Source organism: Morganella sp. HSTU-ASny43 (assembly GCF_022819185.1).
In the GTDB taxonomy this organism is placed as follows: Bacteria; Pseudomonadota; Gammaproteobacteria; order Enterobacterales; family Enterobacteriaceae; genus Morganella; species Morganella morganii.
On record NZ_WSPG01000007.1, the window covers coordinates 80014 to 105636 of the forward strand.

A 25623-nucleotide genomic window follows, 5' to 3' on the forward strand; every position below is an offset into this window, starting at 1 on the left:
TCAGACTCAGATTACCGGATTAATGGAAGCACCACGGCCTATACCATAATAGATAAAGCCGCGATTTTCTAAACGTTCCGGGTCATAAAGGTTACGTCCGTCAAAAATAACCGGGGTTTTCAGTCCTGCTTTGATAGCATCGAAGTCCGGCGCACGGAAACTCTGCCACTCAGTACAGATAACCAGTGCATCCGCATTATGCAGTGCCGCTTCTTTGGTACCCATCAGCGCCAGGTCATCACGCAGCCCGAAAATACGCTGCGCTTCCTGCATCGCTTCCGGGTCATACGCCTGAACTTTGGCACCGGCGGCCCATAATTCCTGTAACAGGATACGACTGGAGGCTTCACGCATATCATCGGTATTCGGTTTAAAAGACAGGCCCCAGACCGCGAAGGTTTTACCTTCCAGGTTTTCACCGAAATGACGTTTGATAAAGGACGGCAGTTTGTATTTCTGCTGTTCGTTCACTTCTTCCACCGCACGCAGAATGCGCGGGGTAAAGCCGATATGTTCCGCGGTGCGGATCAGCGCCTGCACGTCTTTCGGGAAGCAGGAACCGCCGTAGCCGCAGCCCGGATAAATAAAGTGATAACCGATACGGGAGTCAGAACCGATACCCTGGCGCACATTCTCAATATCCGCGCCCAGCATTTCCGCCAGGTTGGAGATCTCATTCATAAAGCTGATTTTTGTCGCCAGCATGCAGTTTGCCGCGTATTTGGTCAGCTCCGCACTGCGGATATCCATCACAATCATGCGGTCGTGATTACGGTTAAACGGCTCATACAGTTCGCGGATAATATCGATAACACGATCATTATCACAGCCGATAACAATGCGCTCAGGACGCATGCAGTCAGCAACCGCCGCCCCTTCCTTCAGGAATTCAGGGTTGGACACCACGTCATAGGCAATATCCGCGCCGCGTTCAGCCAGTGTGGCTTTAATCGTGGCGTTAACTTTATCCGCGGTACCGACCGGAACGGTGGATTTATCGATAACCACTTTGTAGTCCTGCATATGCTGTGCAATAGTACGGGCAACCGCGGTGACATATTGCAGATCCGCAGAGCCGTCTTCATCCGGCGGTGTACCGACCGCGATGAATTGCAGTGTGCCGTGTGCCACACCCAGTGCCGCATCCGTGGTGAAGCTTAAACGGCCTTCTTCATAGTTTTTCTTCACCAGCGGGGTCAGGCCCGGTTCAAAAATCGGGATCACACCATTTTTCAGGTTTTCCACTTTTTTTGCATCAACATCGACACACATGACATCATGGCCGACTTCCGCCAGTACAGTCGCCTGCACCAGACCGACATATCCGATTCCAAATACGGTTACTTTCATAGTTCACCTATTGCAACAATTATTAATTCTGTAATGTTTTCAGCCAGTCTGAGAATTCACGGCCCAGGTGCTTATGACGCATGCTGTACTCGACAAAGGCTTTCATATAGCCCATTTTGTCGCCGCAGTCATGGCTGCGGCCTACCAGACGGTACGCCTCCACCGGATTTTTTTCAATCAGCATGGCGATAGCGTCAGTCAGCTGGATCTCATCACCGGCCCCCGGGGCAGTTTTCCCCAGCAGCGGCCAGATATCCTGGGAAAGCACATAACGCCCGACGATAGACATATTCGACGGTGCTTTAGCCGGTTCCGGTTTTTCCACCACGGCAAACATCGGTTTGCTTTCACCGGCGGCCAGGCTTTCACCGTGGCAATCCACCACGCCGTAATTTGCCACCATTTCCTGCGGAACCGGATCGACCATTACCTGGCTTGCACCGTGTTCTTCATAACGCGCGATCATTTCTCTGAGGTTGAATTTCGTCAGGTCAGTGCTGTATTCGTCAATAATCACATCCGGCAATACCACGGCGAAAGGCTCATCACCAATCATTGGTCTGGCGCATAATACGGCGTGACCAAGTCCTTTGGCGATCCCCTGACGGGTCTGCATGATAGTAACGTGACGCGGGCAGATTGACTGAACTTCATCCAGCAACTGACGTTTTACACGTTTTTCCAGGATGGCTTCCAGTTCAAAGCTGGTATCGAAATGGTTTTCAATGGAGTTTTTTGATGAGTGGGTCACTAAAATAATTTCAGTGATCCCCGCCGCGATACATTCATTCACCACATACTGAATAAGCGGTTTATCCACCAGCGGCAGCATTTCTTTCGGAATCGCTTTTGTGGCCGGCAGCATACGTGTTCCTAATCCTGCAACCGGGATCACAGCCTTGTGTACTTTATTTTTCTGCACTGACATACATCATCCTCAATGCGCATAAACAGAATAAATACGCGATTTATAAAAAATAATGAGACTGAGTATACCAGCTAATTTTCCGGGATAAATACTCTGTGCCGCGTAAATGCGGTTTACTGTTAAGAGATGTTTAATATCTGAACGGGTTGGTAAAGTCCGGTAATTATCCCTGATGCGGTCCGGGGGTCAGGCTTAATTTAATCTGACTGCTGCTGTTCCAGATCCGGCATTGCAGATGGCGGCTGAATTCACTTATCTGACTGGAATAAACAGAAGAGAGTGTCCCCAGCGGAATACCCCGGTTAACGCGGATCACATGATTGTCAGAGCGTAATTCCGCACTGATACCGGCACTGGACAATAACACCGACTTACGCCGGGTGTGATAATACCCCAGCAGCAGCGGCAGCTGTCCCGGAATACCTGCGTCCTGTAATAACCGGTTCAGCTTATTTAAGATGGCGGTCATGCTCGGTAATTTCCGGTGGTGATTATGAATATAGCGTTTTAGCAGATCGTTAAAGATGACGCGGATTAACATCGCCATCAGCGGGCCGTTGCCGGTATTCTGACTGATATCGAGACAATAAAACGCCACTTCATTATCAGAAAATTCTGCCACATCAAATACCAGCCCCGCCCGGCAGCTATCAGATAATTGCGCATAGCGGATCTGATAATTGGCCAGCACCTGGCTCGGCGGCGGATTCAGCTGTTTTAATAAACGTAAAACATCATCCACATTATGTTGTAACTGAGCCCAGATCCCGGAGAGATCATTATTTTCCAGCACCCCCGGTGAGAAAAATGACGGATACAGGTGGGACAAACATAATTTTTTCACTTCTTCCAGCCTGTTCAGGGGTTTTAACAACACATCTTTTGCCCCGAGACGCAGCACTTCATCGATATCCGACATTTTTTGTGTCGCAGAGATAACAATCACCGGAATGGCCGGTAAATCCGACTGTGACCGGGCAATAAATTCCGCGCCGGTCATCACCGGCATATTGAGGTCACAGAAAATCAGTTCCGGCTGAAAGCCCTGTTCTATACATTCCCATGCGCGCGCACCGTCACCGGCAGATAACACCGTGGCACCGAGAAGGCGCAGATAGGATGACAGCGCCATATTGAATGCCGGGTCGTCATCGATGACTAACAATCGTTTTCCGTCCAGTGCCTGCTTCATCGCATCCCCTTTCTGCCCGGCCTCACAACCCAGCGTGCCCGGAACACCGGGAATGCCGCTGCTCCCGCACTGCTGCTGAGATTAAGGATAGCGTGTGATCGCTATTTCCGGTAGCATCTGAGCTCTGTTCCTTACGATTATTTACCCTGAACACATTATTTGATAATTATGTCTCATTTTACAGATACCGATCCCTGCCCGTGCGGCAGCGGGGATACTTTTGCACAGTGTTGCCAGCCTTATCTTTCCGGTGCGCAGTCCGCCCCCGATGCGCGGGCACTGATGCGTTCGCGTTACAGTGCGTTTGTCACCCATAATGCTGATCATCTGATCCGGACATGGTATCCGCCGGCACGCGCGGAAGCACTGCGGACAGAACTGACCGCTGGGTTCGGTGAAACAGAATGGCTGGGACTGAATGTCATTGATTTTCAGCCCGGCACCGCGCCGGACGAGGCTTTCGTTGAATTTTGTGCTTGCTTTATTGATAAAAAGTCCGAAGATAAACAATTCATTCACGAACGTTCCCGTTTTCGCCTGACTGACGGTGGCTGGATGTACCTCGACCGCGTAAAACCACAGACCGGCCGTAATGATCCCTGCCCCTGCGGCTCCGGAAAAAAATATAAAAAATGCTGTGCCTGACACCGGACAGGCACCTTCTGTAAACAAACATCACCGACATCAGTTATTAAGGATCCACACCTTCCATGCAACACCTGACGAGCCAGAAAAAAATTCTGCGAACCATTTGCCCTGACGCAAAAGGTCTTATCGCCAAGATCACCAATATTTGTTACAAGCATCAGCTCAATATTGTCCAGAACAATGAATTCGTTGATCACCGTACCGGCCGCTTTTTTATGCGCACCGAGCTGGAAGGGATTTTTAACGATGAAACCCTGCTGGCCGACCTGGATGATGCCCTGCCGAAAGGCTCCACACGCGAATTAACCACCGCCGGACGCCGCCGCATTGTCATTATGGTGACCAAAGAAGCACACTGCCTCGGCGATATCCTGATGAAAAGCGCCTACGGCGGTCTGGATGTTGAAATTGCAGCGGTTATCGGCAACCACGATCTGCTGTCTCATCTGGTCACACAGTTTGGTATTCCGTTCCATCATATCAGCCACGACGGACTGACCCGTGAGCAGCATGATATGCAGATCATTCAGCAGATTGATCAGTATCAGCCGGATTACGTCGTGCTGGCGAAATACATGCGTGTGCTGACCCCGGCATTTGTGCAGCACTATCCGAACCAGATTATCAACATCCACCACTCCTTCCTGCCGGCCTTTATCGGCGCACGGCCTTATCATCAGGCATATGAGCGCGGCGTGAAGATTATCGGTGCCACCGCGCACTATGTGAATGATAACCTCGACGAAGGTCCCATCATTCACCAGAGCGTGATTAACGTCGACCACACTTACAGCGCCGATGATATGGTCATGGCCGGTCGTGACGTGGAAAAAAATGTGCTCAGCCATGCCCTGGGGCGTGTTCTGACACAACGGGTATTCGTTTACGGTAACCGTACAGTCATTTTATAACGGCTTAATTGCCTGAAGTTGCACGGTTAACGTGCACTTCGGGCAAAAAAACAACGACCACACATTTTTTCTCTTTTTTTACTTTACAGCGTCCGCATATTTGCTATTATGCAGCCCGTCCCAAGGCAACAGCTGAACGGACAGACAATTTGATTTTTGGTGGGATACCCAAGCGGCCAAAGGGAGCAGACTGTAAATCTGCCGTCACAGACTTCGAAGGTTCGAATCCTTCTCCCACCACCATCTCTCTTCTCTCCTGTTATTTCATATTCTCAATACAATCCATTATTTTGTTCAGCACACTCGCGTGTGATTTCGATTTGTACAGATAACAATGATTTTCCGCCTCACTCTGCGATAACGGCAGAAAAATCAGCTCATCGCTGTACGGCAGCGTTTTCGGGTGTTCGTCAATAAAGCAGAGATAATCTCCGTCAATCAGCAGATGCAGATAACTGTTCACATTATCGATCAGATGCACATGTTCATGTTTGCTCTGCTCACCGTGCTGCAGCAATAATGTTTTGAGTAACGGGCTTTCATATAATAACGGCTCACATAACCAGACACAGGAGGATAATAATGTCTGTAAATTGTTATCACAGTCCTGAAACAGTGAACGACGGCAGCAAATTCCGATTTGTCCCTGCGGTAAGTGGCGCAGCAGCCTAAAACGTTCGCTGATAACCTGCTCTGACGACAGTATCAGCGTATTGCCCTCGAAATCATTTATTTCATCAATACAATCATAGTGGAAACGAAATATATTAATTTGTATACCTGCTTTGAATGCCGTCCGGTACAGTGCAGCAATATATTTACTTTTCCCCCAGTCATAAAATATATTCACCTTATTACATATCGTTCCACTGATATGTTTTTTGGTGATTTCTTTTTCCTGCATATAAAGATCCTTAAGATCATTGTACAACTCCATTCCTTCCCGCGTCAGGCTCATACCAAATTTTTCGCGTTTAAATAAACGCTTACCCAGCGAGATCTCAAAGTCCTTGATAGACTTCGCCACCGGCGGGGTTGTCCTGTTCATCACTTTTGCTGCCTTGCTGAGTGAGCCGTATTCAACAACGGCCATAAAGGCTTCTAACTTCCTTGAAAAAAACATAATATCGATTCCTGTGCTGTAGTAAATAATCAGTTAAATAATTACTTATTGATATGTAACGACTTTATTTCTGGTGTTTTTTTCTTACACAAAGAGTTTAAATACGATTTTTATTAAAATTTATACAATAACAATAATGCAATGTTATATTTTTATTATTCTGTTTTATTAAATTTCATTTTAAAGATTAATACATAAACACTAAAATCTTCCTTCCGATTTTTATCACACCCATTTCATTTCACTGTACAGAAGAAAGAATAATCATTATTAATGCTGATTATTTTGTCAATTAAAATTAAGATATATTAACCCCTGCCGGGTGTGCCGGTTTTTATTATTCTGCCGGCGGGTTACTTTTTTTCTGCGATCTGTTACTCTTTTGTTGTTAACTCATCAACCGGTTGGAATTCTATGAAGTTTGTCTCTTTTAACATTAACGGGTTAAGAGCCCGGCCTCACCAGCTGGAAGCGATTATCGCACAGCATCAGCCTGATGTTATCGGCCTCCAGGAAACCAAAGTCCATGACGAGATGTTCCCGCTCGATGACCTGAAACACCTCGGCTACCACATTTTTTATCACGGTCAGAAATCCCATTACGGCGTCGCCCTGCTGACCAAAGCAGAGCCGCTTGCCGTGCGCAAAGGCTTCGCCGGGGATGATGAAGATGCCCAGCGCCGTCTGATTATGGCGGATATTGATACCCCGGCCGGGGTACTGACAGTGATTAACGGTTATTTCCCCCAGGGAGAGAGCCGCGACCACCCGCTGAAATTCCCGGCGAAAACCAAATTTTATCAGGACTTACAGGACTACCTGTCCGGGCGCTCCAACCAGGATCCGATTGTTATTATGGGTGATATGAATATCAGCCCGCAGGATATTGATATCGGAATTGGTGACGCCAACCGCAAACGCTGGCTGAAGACCGGCAAATGCTCTTTCCTGCCGGAAGAGCGCGAGTGGATGGATCGCCTGCTCAGCTGGGGACTGACTGACACTTACCGCGCGATGTATCCGGATGCAGACGACCGTTTCTCGTGGTTCGATTACCGTTCACGCGGCTTTGATGACAACCGGGGACTGCGGATTGACCTGATTCTGGCAAGCAACTCGCTGGCACCACGCTGTACCGCCACCGGCATTGATTATGAAATCCGTGGTATGGAAAAACCCTCTGACCACGCGCCAATCTGGGCTGAATTTGATTTAACCCGCTGATAAAAAAATGTCCCGCAGTGCGGGACATTTTTTATTCTTCTTCCTGTAGCGGCGCTTTTTTTCCGCCGGTCTTCCCTTTGCCCTTCGCAGCGGTTTTACCTTTGCCTTTCGCGCCGGCCTTCTTCGCCTGCGGCGGTGGTGGTAAATCACGGAAAGCACGGACATTCCGGTTCTGCCGGGCCTGGTTTATCAGCCCGGTCAGTGTTTCAGACAACGGCACCATAAAATCCTGATAACGATACTGTTTTTCACTGATTTGTGTCAGTGTGGATTCCCAGTGCGCCGTCATATCCGGTAAGGTGGCCATTTCGGGCAGAACATGAATCAGTGCGCGCCCTGCCGGGGACGAATGAATATTCCGCCCTTTTTTGTACAAAAACTCGCGGCGGAACAGCAGTTCGATAATCCCGGCGCGGGTCGCTTCAGTGCCCAGTCCGTCAGTTTCGCGCAGTACTTTTTTCAGCGCCTTATCTTTCACAAACCGGGCAATCCCGGTCATTGCTGACAGCAGCGTGGCATCGGTAAAGGGTCTCGGCGGCTGAGTCTGACGCTCCACCACTTCACCGCGCTCACACAGGAGTTCATCCCCTTTGGTCAGCACCGGCAGCGGTGTACCTTCGTTTTCCTCGTCACGCTCTTTGGCACCCAGCATGGTCCGCCAGCCTGCCTGAGAAAGGAAACGCGCCTTTGCCACAAATTTGCCGTTGGCGATATCCAGCTCAATCACGCATTTGCGGTATTGTGCATCCGGCATAAACTGCATCAGATACTGACGCGCGATCAGCTCGTAGATATTGGCTTCATTCTCACTGAGCGACACGGAGACCGATTTGGCGGTCGGAATGATGGCGTGGTGCGCATCGACCTTTTTGTCGTCCCAGCAGCGGTTACGCTGCGAATCATCGAGGTTATCCTGCGGCAGCAGATGCGGGGTATGCACAGAAATCGCATTGAACACACTGTGACGCCCGGCAAAATGCTCTTCCGGCAGATGACGGCTGTCCGAACGGGGATAGGTAATCAGTTTGTGGGTTTCATACAGACGCTGACAGATATCCAGCACTGCCTGGGCGCTCAGCCCGTAGCGTTTGGCAGCCTCAATCTGTAACGCAGACAGTGAAAACGGCAGCGGCGCGATTTCATTTTCCGTTTTATCCTGAAAATCGGTCACAAAGGCCGGTTTACCGGTGATGCGGCTGACCACATGCTCCGCCAGCGGCCGGTGAGTCAGGCGTCCTTCGTCATCCTGATAATCCTGGCACGCCTCGCTCGGCACCCACATTGCCGTAAAACGTTCGTCCGCCGGGGTAACAATATGTGCCCGTACCTCAAAGAAATCGCGCGGCACAAAGTTTTCAATTTCCTCATCACGCCGCACCACCAGCCCGAGCACCGGGGTCTGCACCCGGCCGACCGAAAGCACACCGTTATACCCCGCATTACGGCCGAGAATAGTGTAAGCGCGTGTCATATTGATGCCGTAGAGCCAGTCTGCCCGTGCCCGTGCCAGTGCCGAAACACACAGCGGGATAAAATCACGGTTAAGACGCATTTTATCCACTGCCCGGGTTACCGCCTGCGGGTTAAGGTCATTGACCAGACAGCGCTGCACCTGCTGACGTTTTTCCGGCGCGAGCTCCAGGAAATCCAGTACCTCATCCACCAGCAACTGCCCTTCGCGATCGGGGTCTCCGGCGTGGATAACTTCCGTTGCGGAACTGAGCAGCGTACCGATGGTGCGCAGTTGTTTCGCCACCGCGTCGCGGGGTCTGAGGATCCATTTTTGCGGGATAATCGGCAGATCAGCCAGGTTCCAGCGGGCATAACGCGGATCATACGCATCCGGCTCTGCCTGTTCCAGCAGATGGCCGACACACCAGGTCACACAGTCATTCTGACCACAGCGGATAAAGCCGTCCCCCCGCTGGTGCGGTTTGGGTAATACATCCGCAATCGCACGGGCGAGGCTGGGCTTTTCGGCAATAAACAAACGCATGTTTATGCGGTGACTTCAATCAGTGCACGGGATGCGTCCGGCTCAGTCAGTTCACCGACCGGGCTTAATGTCAGGCCGTATTTGCGGGCAACTGCCTCCACTTCCTCACGCGCCGCCGGATCAACCGCCAGCAGCAGGCCGCCGGATGTCTGCGGATCACACAGCAGTTTGCGCTGAACGTCGGTCATTTCACCGATAAGGTGGCCGTAGCTGTCAAAGTTACGCTGTGTGCCGCCCGGGCAGCAACCCTGTGCAATATAGTCATACACACCAGGCAGTACCGGAACAGAATCGGTGTGGATTACGGCCTGTAACCCGGAACCCTGACAAATTTCACTCAGGTGGCCGAGCAGACCGAAGCCGGTCACGTCGGTCATAGCTTTTACGCCGTCGATTTCAGAGAAGTCCGCACCCGGTTTATTGAGCTGACACATGGTGTCACGCGCCAGATTTTTATGTTCCGGACGCAGTTTGCTCTGTTTTTCAGCCGTAGTCAGAATGCCGATACCCAGCGGTTTGGTCAGCAGCAGCTGACAACCGGCTTTTGCACGGTTATTTTGTTTAATTTTATCTGTCGGGACAATACCGGTGACCGCCAGGCCGAAAATCGGCTCAGGCGCATCAATAGAGTGGCCGCCCGCCAGTGAAATACCGGCATCGCGGCAGACAGCTCGTCCGCCCTCAATCACCTGTTGTGCAATTTCCGGAGCAAGTTTGGCGACCGGCCAGCCGAGGATCGCAATAGCCATAATCGGCTTGCCGCCCATAGCATAAATATCACTGATGGCGTTGGTGGCCGCGATACGGCCGAAATCATACGGGTCATCCACAATCGGCATAAAGAAATCGGTGGTGCTGATGATGCCGGTACCATTACCGATATCATACACCGCCGCATCATCACGGGATTCATTGCCGACCAGCAGATTAGGATCGATAAATTTTGCCTGCTCACTGTGCAGGATGGTGTCGAGCACTTTCGGGGAAATTTTACAGCCGCAACCTGCGCCGTGACTGTATTGCGTTAAACGCACCGCTTCTGACATGATAGTCTCCTTGTTAACGTCAATCCGCTCAGAAATACGTGACAAACGGTGTCAGATCCGGTGCCGCCACTTTGGCAGGCGCTTTCAGTGCCGGAGTGCCGAGATACAGAAAGCCGACAATTTTATCGTGCTCCTCACATCCCAGACCTTCCCGTACCACCGGGTCCTTTGTCCACGAACCGGTGCGCCAGATCCCGCCGAAGCCCTGAGCCACAGCAGCCATCTGCATCGCATGAACCGAACAACCTGCCGCTGCAACCTGCTCCCATTCAGGAACTTTATGTTCCGGCTTCACTTTCGCGATAACCGTGATAATCAGCGGTGCGCGTAATGGCGCATTGCGGGCTTTCTCTTCCACTTCCGGCCCGAGCCCGGCTGTTTTTGCCGCTTTTTCGAGCAACTGACTGAATTTGATGATGCCGTCATCCTGCATCACGATAAAATGCCAGGGCTGTAACGCGCCATGATCCGGCGCACGCATCCCGGCATTGAGAATATTTTTTAATGCTTCGCCTTCGGGCGCAGGTGTGGTCAGACGAGAAGCAGAACGGCGATTGAGTAGTAATGTCAGTGCATCCATCGGTTTTCCCCTTTTTTAGTCGCTAATAAGCTACCACTTTTTTCACTATTTTTAAGGATAGATTGCTTAACTGCCTATATTTTCCGCAATGTGTCGTTTTCAGGCTGACAAATCCGCACATCCTCTTTACGATAGCAGGACATCTTTGTCTTTGGAGCCGTCATGCATACTTTATGGACTATCATTGCCGGAATATTTAAATGGAGCTGGCGTTTACTGAATTTTGTGCGTCAGCTTGTCGCCAATGTCCTTTTTATCATCATACTGCTGTTAGCCGCCGGGGCCTATGCACTGCTGAGTGAGCAGGATACTCAGACCAGCCGTGAACCCGGAGCATTATATGTAAATCTTTCCGGCGTTGTCGTCGATCAGCTGACCCGTAACAGTCCGCTGGAAAGTCTCTCTCTCCAATTGCTTGGCGCGTCTTCCGGTCAGTTACAGGAAAACTCCCTGTTTGATGTGGTGGAAACTATCCGTACCGCCGCCACCGACCCGGATATTACCGGAATGATCCTGAAGCTGGATGATTTCGTTGGTGCTGACCAGCCGTCACTTCAGTATATCGGCAAAACCATCACGGAATTCCGCAAACAGGGTAAGCGGGTCTATGCCGTCAGCGGCAATTATAATCAGGCTCAATACTACCTGGCATCCTATGCAGACAAGATATATATGCCGCCGCAGGGCAGCGTCGGTATCTACGGCTTCGCCACCAATACGCTGTATTATAACGAATTGCTGGAAATGCTGAAGGTGAAAACCCATATCTTCCGCGTCGGTACCTATAAATCAGCGGTTGAGCCGATGCTGCGCAATGATATGTCACCGGAAGCCCGCGAATCCACACAGCGTTTTATCAGTGTGCTGTGGGATAACTATCTCACCAGTCTCGCGGAAAACCGCAAAACCGGTAAGAACACCATTTTCCCGGGCGCACAGCAGATGCTGGCTCTGATGAAAACGGCAAAAGGTGATAATGCCGCTTATGCCGTCACGCAAAAACTGGTTGATGAGATTATGCCGGCTAACGTGTTTGAATCCGAAATGACCAAAACTTTCGGCTGGGATAAGAAAAACAACACAATCAATGCGATTCCGTTTACCGAGTACGCCAAAAACATGAACATCGGCGTGCCGCAGGGCAAGACCACCGGTAACATCGCCGTGGTTGTGGTTCAGGGTGCTATCGTTGACGGTCCCGATGCCCCGGGCATGGCCGGCAGTGATACTATTGCCGCACAACTCCGCGAAGCCCGTCTGGATCCGGAAGTGAAAGCGCTGGTACTGCGGGTGAACAGCCCGGGCGGCAGTGTGACGGCATCGGAGCAGATCCGTGCGGAAGTCGCGGCACTGAAACAGAGCGGCAAGGCCGTGGTGGTTTCCATGGGCGGCGTGGCAGCTTCCGGCGGTTACTGGGTCTCAACACCGGCAAACTACATTGTTGCCTCACCGAGCACCATTACCGGCTCCATCGGTATTTTCGGCGTAGTCACCACGTTTGAGGACTCGCTGAGCGAAATCGGCGTGCACACTGACGGCGTGTCCACCTCGCCGCTGGCCGATGCCACCGTAACCAAAGCACTGACACCGGAATTCTCAGAGCTGATGCAGCTCTATATTGAAAGCGGCTACAGCAATTTTATTAATCTCGTTGCCAAATCCCGTCACAAGACGCCGGAGGAAGTGGATAAAATTGCGCAGGGTCGTGTTTGGGTCGGTTCAGATGCCAAAGCTAACGGTCTGGTCGACAAACTCGGTGATTTTGATGACGCGGTTGCCAAAGCCGCAGAGCTGGCCTCTGTTGAGCATCCGGTACTGAACTGGATGCAGCCGGAAATGACATTCATTGACAGACTGCTTGCGGAAACGGCCGGTAATGTGAAGGTGACACTGCCGTCATCATTGCAGGGACTGATCCCGGCACCGGTCGGCGCACAGCTGACACAACAGGCATCCTTTATGAAAATGCTGACGGATCCGCAGTACCGTTATGCATTCTGCTTAAATTGCACCAATATTCAGTAAGTTTTCTTCTCAGCTGACAAAAGCCTGTTCGTGACGAACAGGCTTTTTTTTATTTCTGAAGCCCCTATAATTTCCTTCCCTGTACTCATTGTTAAGAGCAGTAACATGCAAAAGAAATCCATTTATGTGGTCTATACCGGCGGGACTATCGGTATGCAGCACTCGGCGCAGGGCTATATCCCTGTTTCCGGCCACCTTCAGCGCCAGGTTGCCAAAATGCCGGAGTTCTTCCGTCCGGAGATGCCGGATTTCACCATCACCGAGCACCAGCCGCTGATTGACTCTTCCGATATGACACCGGATGACTGGCAGTGTATCGCGGATGATATCAAAGCCCAGTATGACCACTATGATGGTTTCGTTATCCTGCATGGTACGGATACCATGGCGTTCACCGCATCAGCGCTCTCCTTTATGTTTGAGAACCTGACCAAGCCGGTCATTGTGACAGGGTCACAAATCCCGCTTGAGGCACTGCGCTCAGATGGCCAGATCAATCTGCTTAATGCCCTTTATCTGGCGGCGAATTATCCGGTCAATGAAGTGGGATTATTCTTCAATAACCGCTTATACCGGGGCAACCGCACCGTCAAAGCACATGCTGACGGTTTTGCGGCCTTTACCTCCCCGAACTACCCGCCGCTGATGGAAGCCGGGATTAATATCCGCAATCTCAATACTCACCCGCTGCCGCAGAGCACCGCACCTTTCACGCTGCATAACATCACCCCGCAGCCTATCGGCGTGGTAACCGTGTATCCGGGCTTGTCGGTGGATGTGGTGAACAACATTCTGCAGCAGCCGGTCAAAGCACTGATTATCCGCTCTTACGGTGTCGGTAATGCACCGCAGCAACCGAAACTGCTCACCGCATTGCGGGAGGCCACAGAGCGCGGCATCATTGTGATCAATCTGACACAGTGTATTTCAGGACGCGTCAATATGGGCGGCTATGCCACCGGTCATGCACTGGCAGAAGCCGGCGTGATCAGCGGCTTTGATATGACCTTCGAGGCAGCGCTGACCAAACTGCATTATCTGCTCAGCCAGGATTACACCAGCGATGAGATCCGCATTCTGATGCAGCAGGATCTGCGCGGCGAGCTGAGCTATAACGACAACTAAGGAGTCTGCAATGAAACCGGCACTGCTTCTGGTGGATATTCAGAATGATTTTTGTCAGGGCGGCAGCCTGGCTGTCCGCGACAGTGATGCGGTGATCCGCACAGCGAACCGGATGATAGCCCGTTGTCAGCAACAGAATATCCCGGTGATCGCCAGTCAGGACTGGCATCCGGCTGAGCATCTGAGCTTTGCCGTCAATTCCGGGACAGTGATTGGTGAATGCGGCGAACTGAACGGACTGCCCCAAGTCTGGTGGCCGGTGCATTGTGTGCAGAACACACCGGGGGCGGATTTTCATCCTGACCTGAATAAACAGGCTATCAGCCATATTATTTATAAGGGTGAAAACCAGGCCACGGACAGTTACAGCGCGTTTTATGATAACGATCACCGGGAGCCGACCGCCCTGCTGCAACTGCTGGCAGAACTGAAGATCACGCATCTCGCTGTTCTGGGAATTGCCACCGATTACTGCGTTAAATTTACGGTGCTGGATGCCCTGGCGGAAGGATTTGCCGTCACTGTGATCACAGACGGCTGCCGGGGTGTTAATTTACAGCCGGATGACAGCCTCACCGCATTTGCGGAGATGGAGAACGCCGGTGCGCGGTTGCAGACAGCGGCTCAGTTCTGCGGCGAGAAAGAATAGCAAATGTCATGACGGGACAGTAAACACTGTCCCGTTTTACACTCAGTCCTGCGGTTTCAGTGTGGCCAGATGCGTATCGGTAAACAGCGCTTTCAGCTCCTGCTTACTTTTCAGGCTGATTTCCCCGTCAGTCCCCACCGTCATATGTGCCGGATCCGCGTTATGGCGGGACTGCCATAGCATCACCAGCTGCAGACTGCTGCTTTTCTGAGATTCCGTCAGTGGTACACCATCGGCCCATTTACCCAGTTCGACGGCTGTCACCAGACGCCCGTAGACTTCCGGCGTCATGGCGGACAATAAATCATCAATTTCCATACAACTCCTTCCCCGAAAGCATCTGATTTTACCTTTTGATCACATCAGAAGCTGAATCGTTTTTTCTATCGTTATATAAATGTTAAATTTCAATATAACCAAACTAACCGTTTGTTATTGCTTTTGTTTTTTCATCTTCAAAACTCAGTGATGCTGAGTTAATACAATAACGCTGCCCTGTTGGCGCAGGCCCGTCAGGAAAAACATGTCCCAGATGCGCATCACAATGGCCGCAACGGGTCTCAATACGATGCATGCCATGAGAGGTATCGTCAATATACCGGACTGCACTTTTGCTGACCGGCTCATAAAAACTCGGCCAGCCGCAGCCGGCATCAAACTTGGTATCCGAATAAAAAAGCGGAGAACCACAACAAATACAACGGTATACCCCCTGTTTCTCATTATAGAGCAGGCGGCCGGTAAACGGGTGCTCAGTTCCCGCTTCCTGTGTGACATAGCGCTGAATCTCTGTCAGCTCAGCGGGTGTATCCCGCTTTTTATCAGTCCCGGACATAGCTGAATCCTTATCATTATTGTGCAGGGTCAGTCAGAATACAGAATAACAAAAAATTAACATCAAATGACCGGATGTTATTCTAAACTTGTCATGTCAGCATTGACACCACTTATTTGTGACATGTTTCACATTTATGCCCCATACACGCTGTCTTTATTCCGCTAAGTCCCGATAATAGCGGCGACAAATTTACTGAAAGTGGCGATTTGTTGAGCAGATTAAATGTTAAATGACATTAATTGACACGATTCCGCTTGACGGCTGGCAAGGTTTTGGTAACTTTAGTAGCAACTTTAATTCACTAACAAATAGCTGGTGGTAATACTATGACTATCAAAGTAGGTATTAATGGTTTTGGTCGTATCGGCCGTATTGTATTCCGTGCTGCACAAGAGCGTTCAGATATCGAAATCGTTGCAATCAACGACCTGCTCGATGCAGATTACATGGCATACATGCTGAAGTACGACTCAACTCACGGTCGTTTTAACGGTACCGTTGAAGTGAAAGATGGCCATCTGGTTGTTAATGGTAAAACTATCCGCGTTACCTCCGAACGTGACCCTGCGAACCTGAAGTGGAACGAAGCCGGTGTTGATGTTGTTGCTGAAGCAACCGGTCTGTTCCTGACTGACGAAACTGCACGCAAACACATCCAGGCAGGCGCGAAGAAAGTCGTTCTGACCGGTCCTTCCAAAGATGCGACCCCGATGTTTGTTATGGGTGTTAACCACAAAGATTACGCGGGCCAGGAAATCGTTTCTAACGCATCCTGTACCACTAACTGCCTGGCACCACTGGCAAAAGTCATCAACGACAAATTCGGTATCGTTGAAGGTCTGATGACCACTGTTCACGCAACCACTGCCACCCAGAAAACTGTTGACGGTCCTTCACACAAAGACTGGCGCGGCGGCCGCGGTGCATCCCAGAACATCATCCCGTCTTCTACCGGCGCAGCAAAAGCAGTGGGCAAAGTTATCCCTGCACTGAACGGTAAACTGACCGGTATGTCTTTCCGTGTTCCTACGCCTAACGTCTCTGTTGTTGACCTGACAGTCCGTCTGGAAAAAGCAGCAACTTACGCTGAAATCTGTGAAGCTATCAAAGCGGCAGCAGCAGGCGAGCTGAAAGGCGTAATGGGTTACACCGAAGATGACGTGGTTTCCACTGACTTCAATGGCGAAGTACTGACTTCTGTGTTCGATGCCAAAGCCGGTATCGCACTGAACGACAACTTTGTGAAACTGGTTTCCTGGTATGACAACGAAACCGGTTATTCTCATAAAGTTCTGGATCTGATTGCACACATCTCCAAATAAGTCTGCACTCTGTTATCCTCACAAAGAGCCGCTTTTGCGGCTCTTTTGTTTTGTGGTAAACAGTCGTAAAGTAGAAAGTAAATGTCCTGTTTTTATTACAAAAGGGTAAATTATGATTGAGCGCCTTCTTGCGTTACCGGTTACCAGTCCGATCACCCCTTCGCTGTCCCAGCGTCAGATGGGGGATTTGCCGGTTATTGTGATCGACCATCCGAAAGTCCGTGCTGCGGTCAGTTTTCAGGGAGCACAGGTGCTGGCATGGCAACCGGCCGGTTCAGAACAGCCGGGATTATGGCTCAGTGAAAACAGTGCATTTACCCCGGGTGTGGCCATCCGCGGCGGGATCCCGATCTGCTGGCCGTGGTTCGGCCCGGTGCAGGCGCCTTCCCACGGTTTTGCCCGTATTATGCAGTGGGAGTTCACGGCTCATAATGAAAATGAAGAGGGTGTATTTCTGACCTTTACCCTGCGTGACAGTGCTGAAACCCGCAAATTGTGGCCGCACGAGTTCACACTGATCGCCCGCATCCGCCTGGGAGACACCTGTGAGGTTGAGCTGGAAGCTTACGGGCAGTATCAGGCAACCGCTGCACTGCATACCTATTTTACCGTCGGCGATATTGCACAGGTCAGTATCAGCGGGCTGGGGCAGCATCTGCTGGATAATCTGTCACAGCGTGAAGAATATACGGAAGAGACAAAGCTGGTTTTCAACGGCCGTACCGACCGCATCTATACCGAGCCGGAGCAATCCACCTATATCCACGATAAGAAATTAAAACGTCATATTGAAGTGGTGCACTTTCATCACAGCGATGTGGTGTGCTGGAACCCCGGTGCAGCATTGTCCGCTTCAATGGCCGATATGCCGGATGACGGTTATAAAACAATGGTGTGTGCCGAAAGTGCGCGGATTAACCGTCCTATGGCACCGCAGGGCGATAAACCGTCCCATCTCTCTGTACGTATCAGTCTGAACCCGAAAATCGGCTGACGGGCTGCACAGGAACACATAAGGCCGGTGAATGATTACCGGCTTTCATATACCGTTGTCAGCAGCGGCGAATCAAACATAGCCACCGGCGAAATCACCGTTTCATCCAGCGGAACTGCCTTTCCGTACCGTTCTTTCATCTTTGCCTGTACTTCCGGCGAGGATAAATCAAATTCCCGTAATGTCTGTAACTGACCGACCTCTGTATTCAGGGCATTTTTATAGATTTTCCAGACCAGTTCCGAACAATAAATCCGCTCATCATCCCATGAAAATGTCAGGTCATAAGGCCGGGACTGATACCGGATCGCTTCACGGTACAATGCCTGCTGCTGTGATGCACTCAGTTGATTTTTCAGGCGTTTCACCACGTAATGGTTACCGGTGCCGCGCGCAATCCACTGTTTCAGCGGTGTAAAGCGGACTGTTTTTGCCGCCTCATACACATACGGCTTACCGTCACGCAGCAGAATAATCCCCATATGGCTGTAGACCGACCCTGTCGCTTTTTGTATAGCGATGCTCTGAGAGGAGCGCGAGGTATGGAAAATAATATCGCCCTGCTGCGGCTGCCACGCGTACACGGCGGAGGTAAAAAAACAGAGCAACAGCAGACAATGACGCAACACACTGATCACAAGAGCCCTCCGGCATGGTTAACAGCCATAAAAAAACTGCACCGGACACAGGTCGGGTGCAGTTCTGTTATACCACTGAATTATCAGAAAGTATAAGTCACACCAGTCCACAGGATAGAGGTGTGTTTTTTATCCACCATCGGGCTGTCTTTGGCCTCACTTGGTAACAGGTCGATACGGCCCATCGCGAATGCAGACCAGTTTTCATCAAACTGATAATGACCGGACACCTCAACATACGGTGTCCAGCTGCTGCCCGGACGGTATTCATCCAGACCGCTGCGGCGGGATTCAGCAGCAGTGATCCCGTATTCATAACGGTTCTGTTTTTCGCTGGACCAGATCACACCCACGCCCGGCTGGACAGACCATTTGTCGCCCTCAAACCCGTAAAGGTAAGCGGCATCAAAACGCATACCGTCACTTTTACCCAGGATATCCCCGGAGAAGTTGGTACGCAGTGTTCCCCACTCTTCATGATGGCGGTAGCTCAGCCCGGCCATGGCAGTATCGCGGCGGTTATCGAGCTTGCGCATACGGGAATCTTTATTATCTTTGGCACGGTATGCCTGCGGATAGTAGAACAGGTCAACAGACAGCTGATCTTTTTTGTCATTCCACAGATAATAACCGGTCGCTAAGGTATGAAAATAAAAGTTTTTACCTTCATAGTTAACCATCGGAACCGGCATAAATTTATCAGATGTTTTTGTGCCGCGGTATGCCTGCTCCTGATAGAGTACGGAAGCACCGACAGACCATTTTCCGTCATCTGCAAAGGCAGAGGCTGACATGACAGTTAACATACTGAGACTGAGCAGGCCGGTTAATTTCTTATGCATTATCATTTCCTGAGTTAAATTCATGTACAAATTATCGCAACAAATGTTTGCGGGGCGCATATATTACGGTGAATGATAATTCAGCGATGATAAAAATTACAAATATTTACTGTGCTAAATCGTGCCACCGGTTTCAGTTAAGTAATGTCATTGCCGCGATAAGTGCCTGACCTGCCGCTATTCCGCCATCTCCACATGGCAACTGACGGGGTTCCCGCACCTGTCTGTGGCTTAATCTGTCCTTAATAATACGGCGCAGCAACCGGTTATTAAACACGCCGCCGGAGAGCACGATGGTATCCGTATTTTTCCGGGTTGCTGTATCATCCGCCAGCCCGGCAACCGTATTTGCCAGCAGTACATGAAAACGGAATGCTCTTTCCGGTATTGTCTGAGTATCATCCGCCAGCATCTGCCAGAGCGGACGTAAATTAATAGTGTTATCCGCAGTCAGCGGCAGTGTTTCACCGGTAATAAGCTCATTCTGGTTGTGACACTGTAACGCGCAATTTTCCAGCGCACAGGCGGCTTCCCCTTCCCAGCTTATCTGATCTGCGGTTAATCCGAGCGCACAGGCCACTGCATCAAACAAACGCCCGCAGGATGATGCTTTCGGGGCATTGATACCCTGCTCAATGGCTTTAATCAGTAATGATACATTCTTCCCGGCAAGCCGCGATGCCAGTGGTGAAGACGGCCACAAACCGGCGTGATACAGATGAGCCAGCAGGTTACGCCACGGCTGCACCGCCGCTTTGTCGCCCCCCGGCAAACTCACGGCCGGTAACCCGCCGGTACGGGTCATATGACGGTAATCACCCGCCAGGATTTCACCGCCCCATAGTGTGTTATCCGCGCCGTATCCGAGGCCGTCCAGTGCTATCCCTACGACTTCACCATCTTCCTGACGCCAGCCATGTTCTGCCAGACAGGCTGCAATATGCGCGTGATGATGATAAACCGGCATGAACGGCACCTGATGCGCCTGTGCCAGTGCCATCCCCATCTGATGACTGATATAGCCGGGATGCGCATCCCCGGCGATAACCTGTGGTTTGAACTGATAAATCCGCTCAAACAGTTTCAGCGAAGCCTCCAGTTGCCCCTGTACGGAGAGATCAGCCAAATCCCCGAGATGCGGCCCGGTAATCAGCTGCTGATGATGCAGCAGGCAGAAGGTGTTTTTCAGGTCACCACCCAGTGCCAGAACTGCCGGCGGATTTTTGCCGGTCACTGTGCTGACATCGATAGCATCCGGCACATAACCGCGCGCGCGCCGCAGCACCTGAATATCACCGGACTGATAGCGGACAAGGGAATCATCCGCCCGCTGAATAATTTCGCGGTTATGTAACAAAAAAGCATCGGCAATGGAACTGAGCTGCTCAAATGCCGCTGCGTGATCCAGCGCCGGAGTATGGCCTGATGCATTCCCGGAGGTCATAATCAGCGGGCGCTGAATATCATGCAGCAACAGGTGCTGTAACGGATTAGACGGCAGCATAATGCCGGTTTCACACAATCCCGGTGCGACCAGCGGAGACAATGCGGCGATTACTTCCGGTTCATCTGTCAGCACAATCGGTGCGGCAGGGCTTTTCAGCAGGGTAATCAGGCCGGGATCCGGCTTCCTGCCTGTGCATTCCGCCAGCCAGTCAACGGACGGTATCATCACCGCAAATGGCTTGGCAGGCCGGTGTTTGCGGGCTCTCAGTACGGCCACAGCGTCACTGTTTTGTGCATCAGCCACCAGGTGAAAGCCACCCAGTCCCTGCATCGCCAGAATTTTGCCGTCTTTCAGCAAACGGACTGCGGCTGACAGAGCATCATCAAAGCGGGCGGTAATCTGCTGCTGCGGATCCGTCAGCCAGATATGCGGTCCGCAATCCGGACAGGCATTCGGCTGAGCATGGAAGCGGCGATCTGCCGGGTCACGGTATTCATGCTGACACACCGGACAAAACGGAAAAACCGACATCGCGGTATTCGGACGATCATACGGCATTCCCCTGATAATGGTGAAACGGGGCCCGCAGTGTGTGCAGTTAATAAAAGGATAACGGTAACGGCGGTTGCCGGGGGCAAACAATTCACTCAGACAAACATCACAGGTTGCTGCGTCCGGGATAATTTCGGTATCCATTTCCCCCTGTCCGCTGGCGGTGATGGTAAATGCCGCCGGACACTGTTCAAAGGTATAATGCTGCTGCCCGATATGGTCGATTCGCGCCAGCGGCGGGCATTGTGCCTGTAACCGGCTGATAAAACCGGCGATATCCGCTTCTGCCGGAAGGTGGATAAGCACCCCTTCACTGTCATTGCTGACATCACCGCACAATCCCATCTGATGGGCTATCTGCCAGACAGCCGGACGAAACCCGACTCCCTGAACTTTTCCCTTCACCCGGATTTCCACACCCGCCTGCATAACGCACTCCTGCCTGATTTCAACCGGAACAGTTTACTGCGCACAGAGTGGCCGGGTATTTATCAGGATCATAAAAACAGCCGGAAAGACGTATAATTACCCGGCAGTGATCACCGGTACCCGCCGTGCCAGCGCTGTCAGCAGTTCGTAGCCGATAGTCCCGGCATATTGTGCGACATCATCCGCCGGAAGATTCGCGCCCCACAATTCAACCGGTGTACCGATATCCGCCTCCGGACAGCGGGTGATATCAACTGTCAGCATATCCATGGAGATCCGTCCCGCCAGCGGGCAGCGCTGTCCGGCAATCCAGACCGGTGTGCCGTCCGGTGCATGGCGCGGATAACCATCCGCATAACCACAGGCAATGGTGGCAATCCGCATCGGTGCCGCGGCGGTAAAACGACTGCCATAACCCACGGTTTCACCGGCTTCAATATCATGAACAGCAATAATTTCACTGCGGAGAGTCATCGCCGGTTTCAGGCCGAACTCTGCAATATCCGCACTGTTGCCGCTGGGTGAAACACCATAGAGGATGATACCGCAGCGCACTTCATCCGCGCGGGTGTCCGGTTCCCACATGGCCGCTGCGGAATTTGCCAGACACTGCGGTAAGTTCAGAGAACTGAACAGTGCAATGCGCGACATCTGTTTATGAATACCGGCAGTTAAATCCGCATCCGCAAAATGGCTCATCAGTGTGATAGTGCCGACCTGTGGTAATACTGTCAGACGCTGGAGTGCATTCAGGTACGCCGCCGGAGAAAAACCCAATCGGTTCATGCCGCTGTTCAGTTTCAGATACACATTCAGCGGATGAATAAATGAAGCTTCCTCTATCGCTTTAATCTGCCACTCGCTGTGTACAGATGTTGACAGTTGATAACGGTCAATCAGTGACAGATCTTCTGGCTGAAAAAATCCCTCCAGCAGCAAAACCGGCTTTTGCCAGCCCAGTTCACGAACCTTCACTGCCTCACTGAAATCCAGCAGCGCAATGCCCTCCGCCTGCGCCAGTGCCGGAAAAATCCGTTCAATGCCATGTCCGTATGCATCCGCTTTTACCACTGCCCATACCCGGGACGGGCTGACCCGCTCTTTTACCCGGGCCAGATTATAGCGGACAGCTTCACTGTCAATCACAGCCTGTATCGGACGAGGCATAAAATTACCGCTCCTTATTTTGTTGGTTATGCGGTATGTAACTGCTGCGGGATCACCAGCCGGGTTCTGAACCCGTTCAGATAACGGGATACTGCCAGATCATCCGCCCGGATTGCCGGTTTATCGCCGGACATAATATCGGCAAGCAACTGCCCGCTGCCGCAGGCCATTGTCCAGCCGAGGGTGCCGTGGCCGGTATTGAGGAACAGATTACTGTACGCAGTCGGCCCGACAATCGGGGTGCCGTCCGGTGTCATCGGGCGCAGACCGGTCCAGAAAGTGGCTTTGCTGATATCCCCGCCGCCGCCGTAAAGATCCTGCACCACCATTTTCAGTGTTTCGCAGCGCCGTCTGACAATATCAAGGTTAAAACCAACCACTTCTGCCATGCCGCCGACACGGATACGCTGGTCAAAACGGGTCACCGCAATTTTGTAGGTTTCATCCAGTACCGTGGATGCAGGAGCACGGCTTTCGTCAATAATCGGCATGGTCAGAGAATAACCTTTCAGCGGATACACCGGGATAGCGATATGGCCGTGCAGTAATTTTGTCGAGTATGACCCCAGCGCCACCACATACTGGTCACCGGTGATCACTTCCTCGTCGCAAATCACCCCGCTGACACGATCACCGCTGAATTGCAGGCGATGTATATTGACACCGAAGCGGAATTTCACTCCGGCCTGCTCCGCCATTTCTGCCAGCCTTTTGGTGAACAAATTACAGTCCCCGGTTTCATCATTCGGCAGTTGCAGGCCACCCGCCAGTTTATGTTCCGCATGGGCCAGCGCCGGTTCTGCCTCATGCAGTTCACCGGCACTCAGCAGGCGGTACGCCACGCCTTCCTGTTTCAGAACTGCAATATCATTGGCTGCGTTATCCAGCTGTTTTTGTGTGCGGAATAGTTGCAGTGTGCCACCCTGACGCCCCTCATACTGTATTCCGGTTTCTGCGCGTAATGCTTTCATGCAGTCACGGCTGTATTCCGCAATCCGTACCATACGGCTTTTATTCATGACGTAATAATCAGCGCCGCAATTGCGCAGCATCTGCCACATCCAGCGCAGCTGGAACAGCGAACCATCCGGCCTGATGGCCAGCGGTGCATGTTTTTCAAACATCCATTTCACGGCTTTCAGCGGAATACCCGGAGCACCCCACGGCGTGGCATAACCGGGAGAGATTTGCCCGGCATTACCGAAGCTGGTTTCTTCCGCCGCCGCCGGCTGCCTGTCGATAACAGTCACATCGTGCCCTTTCTGCGCGAGATACCAGGCTGTTGTGACACCGATAACACCACTTCCCAGGATGACAATGTTCATGTTGCCGCCTTGTTATTTATTTCACATTAGCATCAGCATAATATTTCAGAAACATTTTGCCAACATAGCGGAATCCCCTCACGTCATATTAAGTCTGTTTCTTTGCTGCCTGTCACAAAACAGTATTTTTTTTAATCACTGATATAATTAATTAAATTATCCTTTTATCCGAAAATGGTTTTATTATCTTGTAATATAAGCATTTGTTAAATAGTATGCAGTCTATCTGTCGCAGGCACCGCTGCGAACTCATCGCGAAACGCAACCGGACACCCGTCTTTGTTGCCGATGACACCAGACTGAATAAATAATCCGTATATTTACGTTACGCCGGTTATTTATCAGAAAACCCCTCTTCTTTTTTATGCCTTCCGGCATATTTTCCGGTAATAACGATGAATATTAAAAACCAACGTAAAAACATCACCCTCTTACCCGACGGCCGCCGCTTCAGTTGGTATGACTCCGGCCCTGAGACCGGTATTCCGGTTGTGTTCTGTACTGGTGCAGGCATGAGTGGCTCTGCCGGCTTCGGTATTCCTTACCTGGCAGACAATAATATCCGGCTGATCACACCGGATCGCCCCGGGCTCGGTAATTCTTCTCCCGATGCCGGAAAATCACCGGAATCCTTTGCCGCTGATGTCACTTTTCTGATGCAGTCGCTGGGTTACACCCGGTTCAGAGCAGCCGGATTCTCTCAGGGTGCGGTTTATGCCATGGCACTGGCCTATTATGCGCAAGTTTCCGCGCTGGCACTGATTTCCGGGCAGGATCAGTTCGATTACCCGCCAACCCGGGCGCTGTTATCTGCTGATATCATTGATATGCAGAAGAACGCACGGACTCAGCCTGACGGGTTTACCTCATGGGTACGGGAAAATATCACCGCAGACTGGCTGATGAGTTTCATTCTGAACTACAGCGGGGAAACAGACCTGGCAGTTTATCAGGCGGCAGATTTTTTACCCGCTTACCGGCAGTGTATGACAGAGGCATTTTCTCAGGGAAATGAAGGCTATACACAGGATCTGCTGATTGCCATGCAGGAATGGGGATTTACACCGGAGCAAATTACCTGTCCGGTGTCACTGTGGTACGGGGAAAAGGACACCAGTACCGTGCACTCCCCGGATGGCGGCAAAATCCTGGCGGGACGCTTTCCCCGCGCGGAGCATCATCTGTTTGCGGAAGAAGGTGGCTCCCTGCTCTGGACACAGTCACAGGCGATATTACAGGCACTGGCCCGCGCATAACAAAAAACCGGCTCAG

23 protein-coding genes and 1 tRNA gene are annotated in these 25623 nt (G+C 51.4%); 10 read left to right on the forward strand and 14 right to left on the reverse strand.

Annotated elements, in window-relative coordinates:
* Positions 1-6: 6 nt before the first annotated feature.
* The 3 genes from GN208_RS05540 to rssB form a co-directional block, all read right to left on the reverse strand.
* Entirely contained in the window at positions 7-1350 is a 1344-nt protein-coding gene (locus GN208_RS05540; RefSeq protein ID WP_004238197.1) for a UDP-glucose/GDP-mannose dehydrogenase family protein, read from the reverse strand.
* 22 nt (positions 1351-1372) lie between these two features.
* Entirely contained in the window at positions 1373-2278 is a 906-nt protein-coding gene (gene galU, locus GN208_RS05545; RefSeq protein WP_015422740.1) for a UTP--glucose-1-phosphate uridylyltransferase GalU, read from the reverse strand.
* A 163-nt stretch (positions 2279-2441) separates the two neighbouring features.
* On the reverse strand, positions 2442-3470 hold the full coding sequence (rssB, locus tag GN208_RS05550; protein ID WP_004238202.1) for a two-component system response regulator RssB: 1029 nt from the start codon (positions 3468-3470) through the stop codon (positions 2442-2444).
* A 168-nt stretch (positions 3471-3638) separates the two neighbouring features.
* Between rssB and GN208_RS05555 the strand changes: the two genes are divergently transcribed.
* The 3 genes from GN208_RS05555 (at position 3639) to GN208_RS05565 (ending at position 5272) form a co-directional block, all read left to right on the forward strand.
* On the forward strand, positions 3639-4115 hold the full coding sequence (locus GN208_RS05555; protein WP_243828311.1) for a YchJ family metal-binding protein: 477 nt from the start codon (positions 3639-3641) through the stop codon (positions 4113-4115).
* Between the two features lie 65 nt (positions 4116-4180).
* Positions 4181-5029 (forward strand): formyltetrahydrofolate deformylase, encoded by an 849-nt coding sequence (purU, locus tag GN208_RS05560; RefSeq protein WP_004238205.1) that lies wholly within the window; start codon positions 4181-4183, stop codon positions 5027-5029.
* Between the two features lie 158 nt (positions 5030-5187).
* Positions 5188-5272: transfer RNA gene (locus GN208_RS05565), tRNA-Tyr, on the forward strand.
* Positions 5273-5288: 16 nt separating this feature from the next.
* On the opposite strand, the gene GN208_RS05570 is transcribed toward GN208_RS05565, so the two are convergent.
* The gene (locus tag GN208_RS05570; RefSeq protein ID WP_046024533.1) at positions 5289-6152 is read right to left on the reverse strand and encodes a LysR family transcriptional regulator; all 864 of its coding nucleotides are present in this window, start codon (positions 6150-6152) and stop codon (positions 5289-5291) included.
* A gap of 414 nt (positions 6153-6566) precedes the next feature.
* On the opposite strand from GN208_RS05570, the gene xthA reads away from it, so the two are divergent.
* A complete protein-coding gene (gene xthA / locus GN208_RS05575; protein ID WP_004235548.1) occupies positions 6567-7376 on the forward strand; it encodes an exodeoxyribonuclease III in 810 nt (269 codons plus the stop codon).
* Positions 7377-7407: 31 nt separating this feature from the next.
* Here the strand turns inward: xthA and GN208_RS05580 are convergent, their stop codons facing one another.
* The 3 genes from GN208_RS05580 to GN208_RS05590 are packed head-to-tail and all read right to left on the reverse strand — an operon-like array spanning position 7408 to position 10998.
* On the reverse strand, positions 7408-9372 hold the full coding sequence (locus tag GN208_RS05580; protein ID WP_004235547.1) for a DNA topoisomerase III: 1965 nt from the start codon (positions 9370-9372) through the stop codon (positions 7408-7410).
* A gap of 2 nt (positions 9373-9374) precedes the next feature.
* On the reverse strand, positions 9375-10421 hold the full coding sequence (selD, locus tag GN208_RS05585) for a selenide, water dikinase SelD (protein WP_073970166.1): 1047 nt from the start codon (positions 10419-10421) through the stop codon (positions 9375-9377).
* A gap of 25 nt (positions 10422-10446) precedes the next feature.
* Positions 10447-10998: an NAD(P)H nitroreductase gene (locus GN208_RS05590; protein WP_004235545.1), complete on the reverse strand. Its 552-nt coding sequence runs from the start codon at positions 10996-10998 to the stop codon at positions 10447-10449.
* A 162-nt stretch (positions 10999-11160) separates the two neighbouring features.
* On the opposite strand from GN208_RS05590, the gene sppA reads away from it, so the two are divergent.
* From sppA to pncA, 3 genes are all read left to right on the forward strand, one after another.
* The gene (gene sppA / locus GN208_RS05595; RefSeq protein ID WP_004235544.1) at positions 11161-13023 is read left to right on the forward strand and encodes a signal peptide peptidase SppA; all 1863 of its coding nucleotides are present in this window, start codon (positions 11161-11163) and stop codon (positions 13021-13023) included.
* Positions 13024-13128: 105 nt separating this feature from the next.
* Positions 13129-14148: an asparaginase gene (ansA, locus tag GN208_RS05600; RefSeq protein ID WP_004235543.1), complete on the forward strand. Its 1020-nt coding sequence runs from the start codon at positions 13129-13131 to the stop codon at positions 14146-14148.
* A gap of 10 nt (positions 14149-14158) precedes the next feature.
* On the forward strand, positions 14159-14797 hold the full coding sequence (gene pncA / locus GN208_RS05605) for a bifunctional nicotinamidase/pyrazinamidase (protein ID WP_004235542.1): 639 nt from the start codon (positions 14159-14161) through the stop codon (positions 14795-14797).
* 42 nt (positions 14798-14839) lie between these two features.
* Here the strand turns inward: pncA and GN208_RS05610 are convergent, their stop codons facing one another.
* Together GN208_RS05610 and msrB are read right to left on the reverse strand one after the other, a co-directional pair.
* Positions 14840-15115 (reverse strand): DUF1315 family protein, encoded by a 276-nt coding sequence (locus GN208_RS05610; RefSeq protein WP_004235541.1) that lies wholly within the window; start codon positions 15113-15115, stop codon positions 14840-14842.
* A 103-nt stretch (positions 15116-15218) separates the two neighbouring features.
* On the reverse strand, positions 15219-15632 hold the full coding sequence (msrB, locus tag GN208_RS05615) for a peptide-methionine (R)-S-oxide reductase MsrB (RefSeq protein ID WP_004235540.1): 414 nt from the start codon (positions 15630-15632) through the stop codon (positions 15219-15221).
* 329 nt (positions 15633-15961) lie between these two features.
* Between msrB and gapA the strand changes: the two genes are divergently transcribed.
* Both gapA and GN208_RS05625 read left to right on the forward strand, forming a co-directional pair.
* Positions 15962-16957 carry a glyceraldehyde-3-phosphate dehydrogenase gene (gapA, locus tag GN208_RS05620; protein ID WP_004235539.1) on the forward strand — a complete coding sequence of 332 codons (996 nt, stop codon included), beginning with the start codon at positions 15962-15964 and terminating at the stop codon, positions 16955-16957.
* A gap of 112 nt (positions 16958-17069) precedes the next feature.
* The gene (locus tag GN208_RS05625) at positions 17070-17951 is read left to right on the forward strand and encodes a D-hexose-6-phosphate mutarotase (RefSeq protein ID WP_243828312.1); all 882 of its coding nucleotides are present in this window, start codon (positions 17070-17072) and stop codon (positions 17949-17951) included.
* 35 nt (positions 17952-17986) lie between these two features.
* Here GN208_RS05625 and GN208_RS05630 read toward each other — a convergent pair whose 3' ends face one another.
* From GN208_RS05630 to GN208_RS05650, 5 genes are all read right to left on the reverse strand, one after another.
* The gene (locus tag GN208_RS05630) at positions 17987-18577 is read right to left on the reverse strand and encodes a YiiX family permuted papain-like enzyme (protein ID WP_046024638.1); all 591 of its coding nucleotides are present in this window, start codon (positions 18575-18577) and stop codon (positions 17987-17989) included.
* A 95-nt stretch (positions 18578-18672) separates the two neighbouring features.
* Complete coding sequence (locus GN208_RS05635) at positions 18673-19431, reverse strand: MipA/OmpV family protein (RefSeq protein WP_015422743.1); 759 nt, start codon at positions 19429-19431, stop codon at positions 18673-18675.
* A gap of 133 nt (positions 19432-19564) precedes the next feature.
* Positions 19565-21859 carry a carbamoyltransferase HypF gene (gene hypF / locus GN208_RS05640; RefSeq protein WP_004235535.1) on the reverse strand — a complete coding sequence of 765 codons (2295 nt, stop codon included), beginning with the start codon at positions 21857-21859 and terminating at the stop codon, positions 19565-19567.
* A gap of 96 nt (positions 21860-21955) precedes the next feature.
* The gene (gene alr, locus GN208_RS05645) at positions 21956-23026 is read right to left on the reverse strand and encodes an alanine racemase (protein WP_004235534.1); all 1071 of its coding nucleotides are present in this window, start codon (positions 23024-23026) and stop codon (positions 21956-21958) included.
* 26 nt (positions 23027-23052) lie between these two features.
* Positions 23053-24351, reverse strand: coding sequence for a D-amino acid dehydrogenase (locus tag GN208_RS05650; RefSeq protein ID WP_004235533.1), 1299 nt, complete (start codon positions 24349-24351; stop codon positions 23053-23055).
* 395 nt (positions 24352-24746) lie between these two features.
* Between GN208_RS05650 and GN208_RS05655 the strand changes: the two genes are divergently transcribed.
* Positions 24747-25607, forward strand: coding sequence for an alpha/beta hydrolase (locus GN208_RS05655; RefSeq protein WP_004235532.1), 861 nt, complete (start codon positions 24747-24749; stop codon positions 25605-25607).
* Positions 25608-25623 lie beyond the last annotated feature (16 nt).

Coding starts and splice junctions, on each gene's coding strand:
- GN208_RS05555 (WP_243828311.1), top strand. CDS start 3,639: ATGTCTCATTTTACAGATACCGATCCCTGCCCGTGCGGCAGCGGGGAT.
- GN208_RS05570 (WP_046024533.1), bottom strand. CDS start 6,152: ATGTTTTTTTCAAGGAAGTTAGAAGCCTTTATGGCCGTTGTTGAATAC.
- msrB (WP_004235540.1), bottom strand. CDS start 15,632: ATGTCCGGGACTGATAAAAAGCGGGATACACCCGCTGAGCTGACAGAG.
- xthA (WP_004235548.1), top strand. CDS start 6,567: ATGAAGTTTGTCTCTTTTAACATTAACGGGTTAAGAGCCCGGCCTCAC.
- GN208_RS05650 (WP_004235533.1), bottom strand. CDS start 24,351: ATGAACATTGTCATCCTGGGAAGTGGTGTTATCGGTGTCACAACAGCC.
- GN208_RS05580 (WP_004235547.1), bottom strand. CDS start 9,372: ATGCGTTTGTTTATTGCCGAAAAGCCCAGCCTCGCCCGTGCGATTGCG.
- GN208_RS05635 (WP_015422743.1), bottom strand. CDS start 19,431: ATGCATAAGAAATTAACCGGCCTGCTCAGTCTCAGTATGTTAACTGTC.
- purU (WP_004238205.1), top strand. CDS start 4,181: ATGCAACACCTGACGAGCCAGAAAAAAATTCTGCGAACCATTTGCCCT.
- pncA (WP_004235542.1), top strand. CDS start 14,159: ATGAAACCGGCACTGCTTCTGGTGGATATTCAGAATGATTTTTGTCAG.
- rssB (WP_004238202.1), bottom strand. CDS start 3,470: ATGAAGCAGGCACTGGACGGAAAACGATTGTTAGTCATCGATGACGAC.
- ansA (WP_004235543.1), top strand. CDS start 13,129: ATGCAAAAGAAATCCATTTATGTGGTCTATACCGGCGGGACTATCGGT.
- GN208_RS05610 (WP_004235541.1), bottom strand. CDS start 15,115: ATGGAAATTGATGATTTATTGTCCGCCATGACGCCGGAAGTCTACGGG.
- sppA (WP_004235544.1), top strand. CDS start 11,161: ATGCATACTTTATGGACTATCATTGCCGGAATATTTAAATGGAGCTGG.
- hypF (WP_004235535.1), bottom strand. CDS start 21,859: ATGCAGGCGGGTGTGGAAATCCGGGTGAAGGGAAAAGTTCAGGGAGTC.
- alr (WP_004235534.1), bottom strand. CDS start 23,026: ATGCCTCGTCCGATACAGGCTGTGATTGACAGTGAAGCTGTCCGCTAT.
- GN208_RS05590 (WP_004235545.1), bottom strand. CDS start 10,998: ATGGATGCACTGACATTACTACTCAATCGCCGTTCTGCTTCTCGTCTG.
- gapA (WP_004235539.1), top strand. CDS start 15,962: ATGACTATCAAAGTAGGTATTAATGGTTTTGGTCGTATCGGCCGTATT.
- GN208_RS05625 (WP_243828312.1), top strand. CDS start 17,070: ATGATTGAGCGCCTTCTTGCGTTACCGGTTACCAGTCCGATCACCCCT.
- GN208_RS05655 (WP_004235532.1), top strand. CDS start 24,747: ATGAATATTAAAAACCAACGTAAAAACATCACCCTCTTACCCGACGGC.
- GN208_RS05540 (WP_004238197.1), bottom strand. CDS start 1,350: ATGAAAGTAACCGTATTTGGAATCGGATATGTCGGTCTGGTGCAGGCG.
- galU (WP_015422740.1), bottom strand. CDS start 2,278: ATGTCAGTGCAGAAAAATAAAGTACACAAGGCTGTGATCCCGGTTGCA.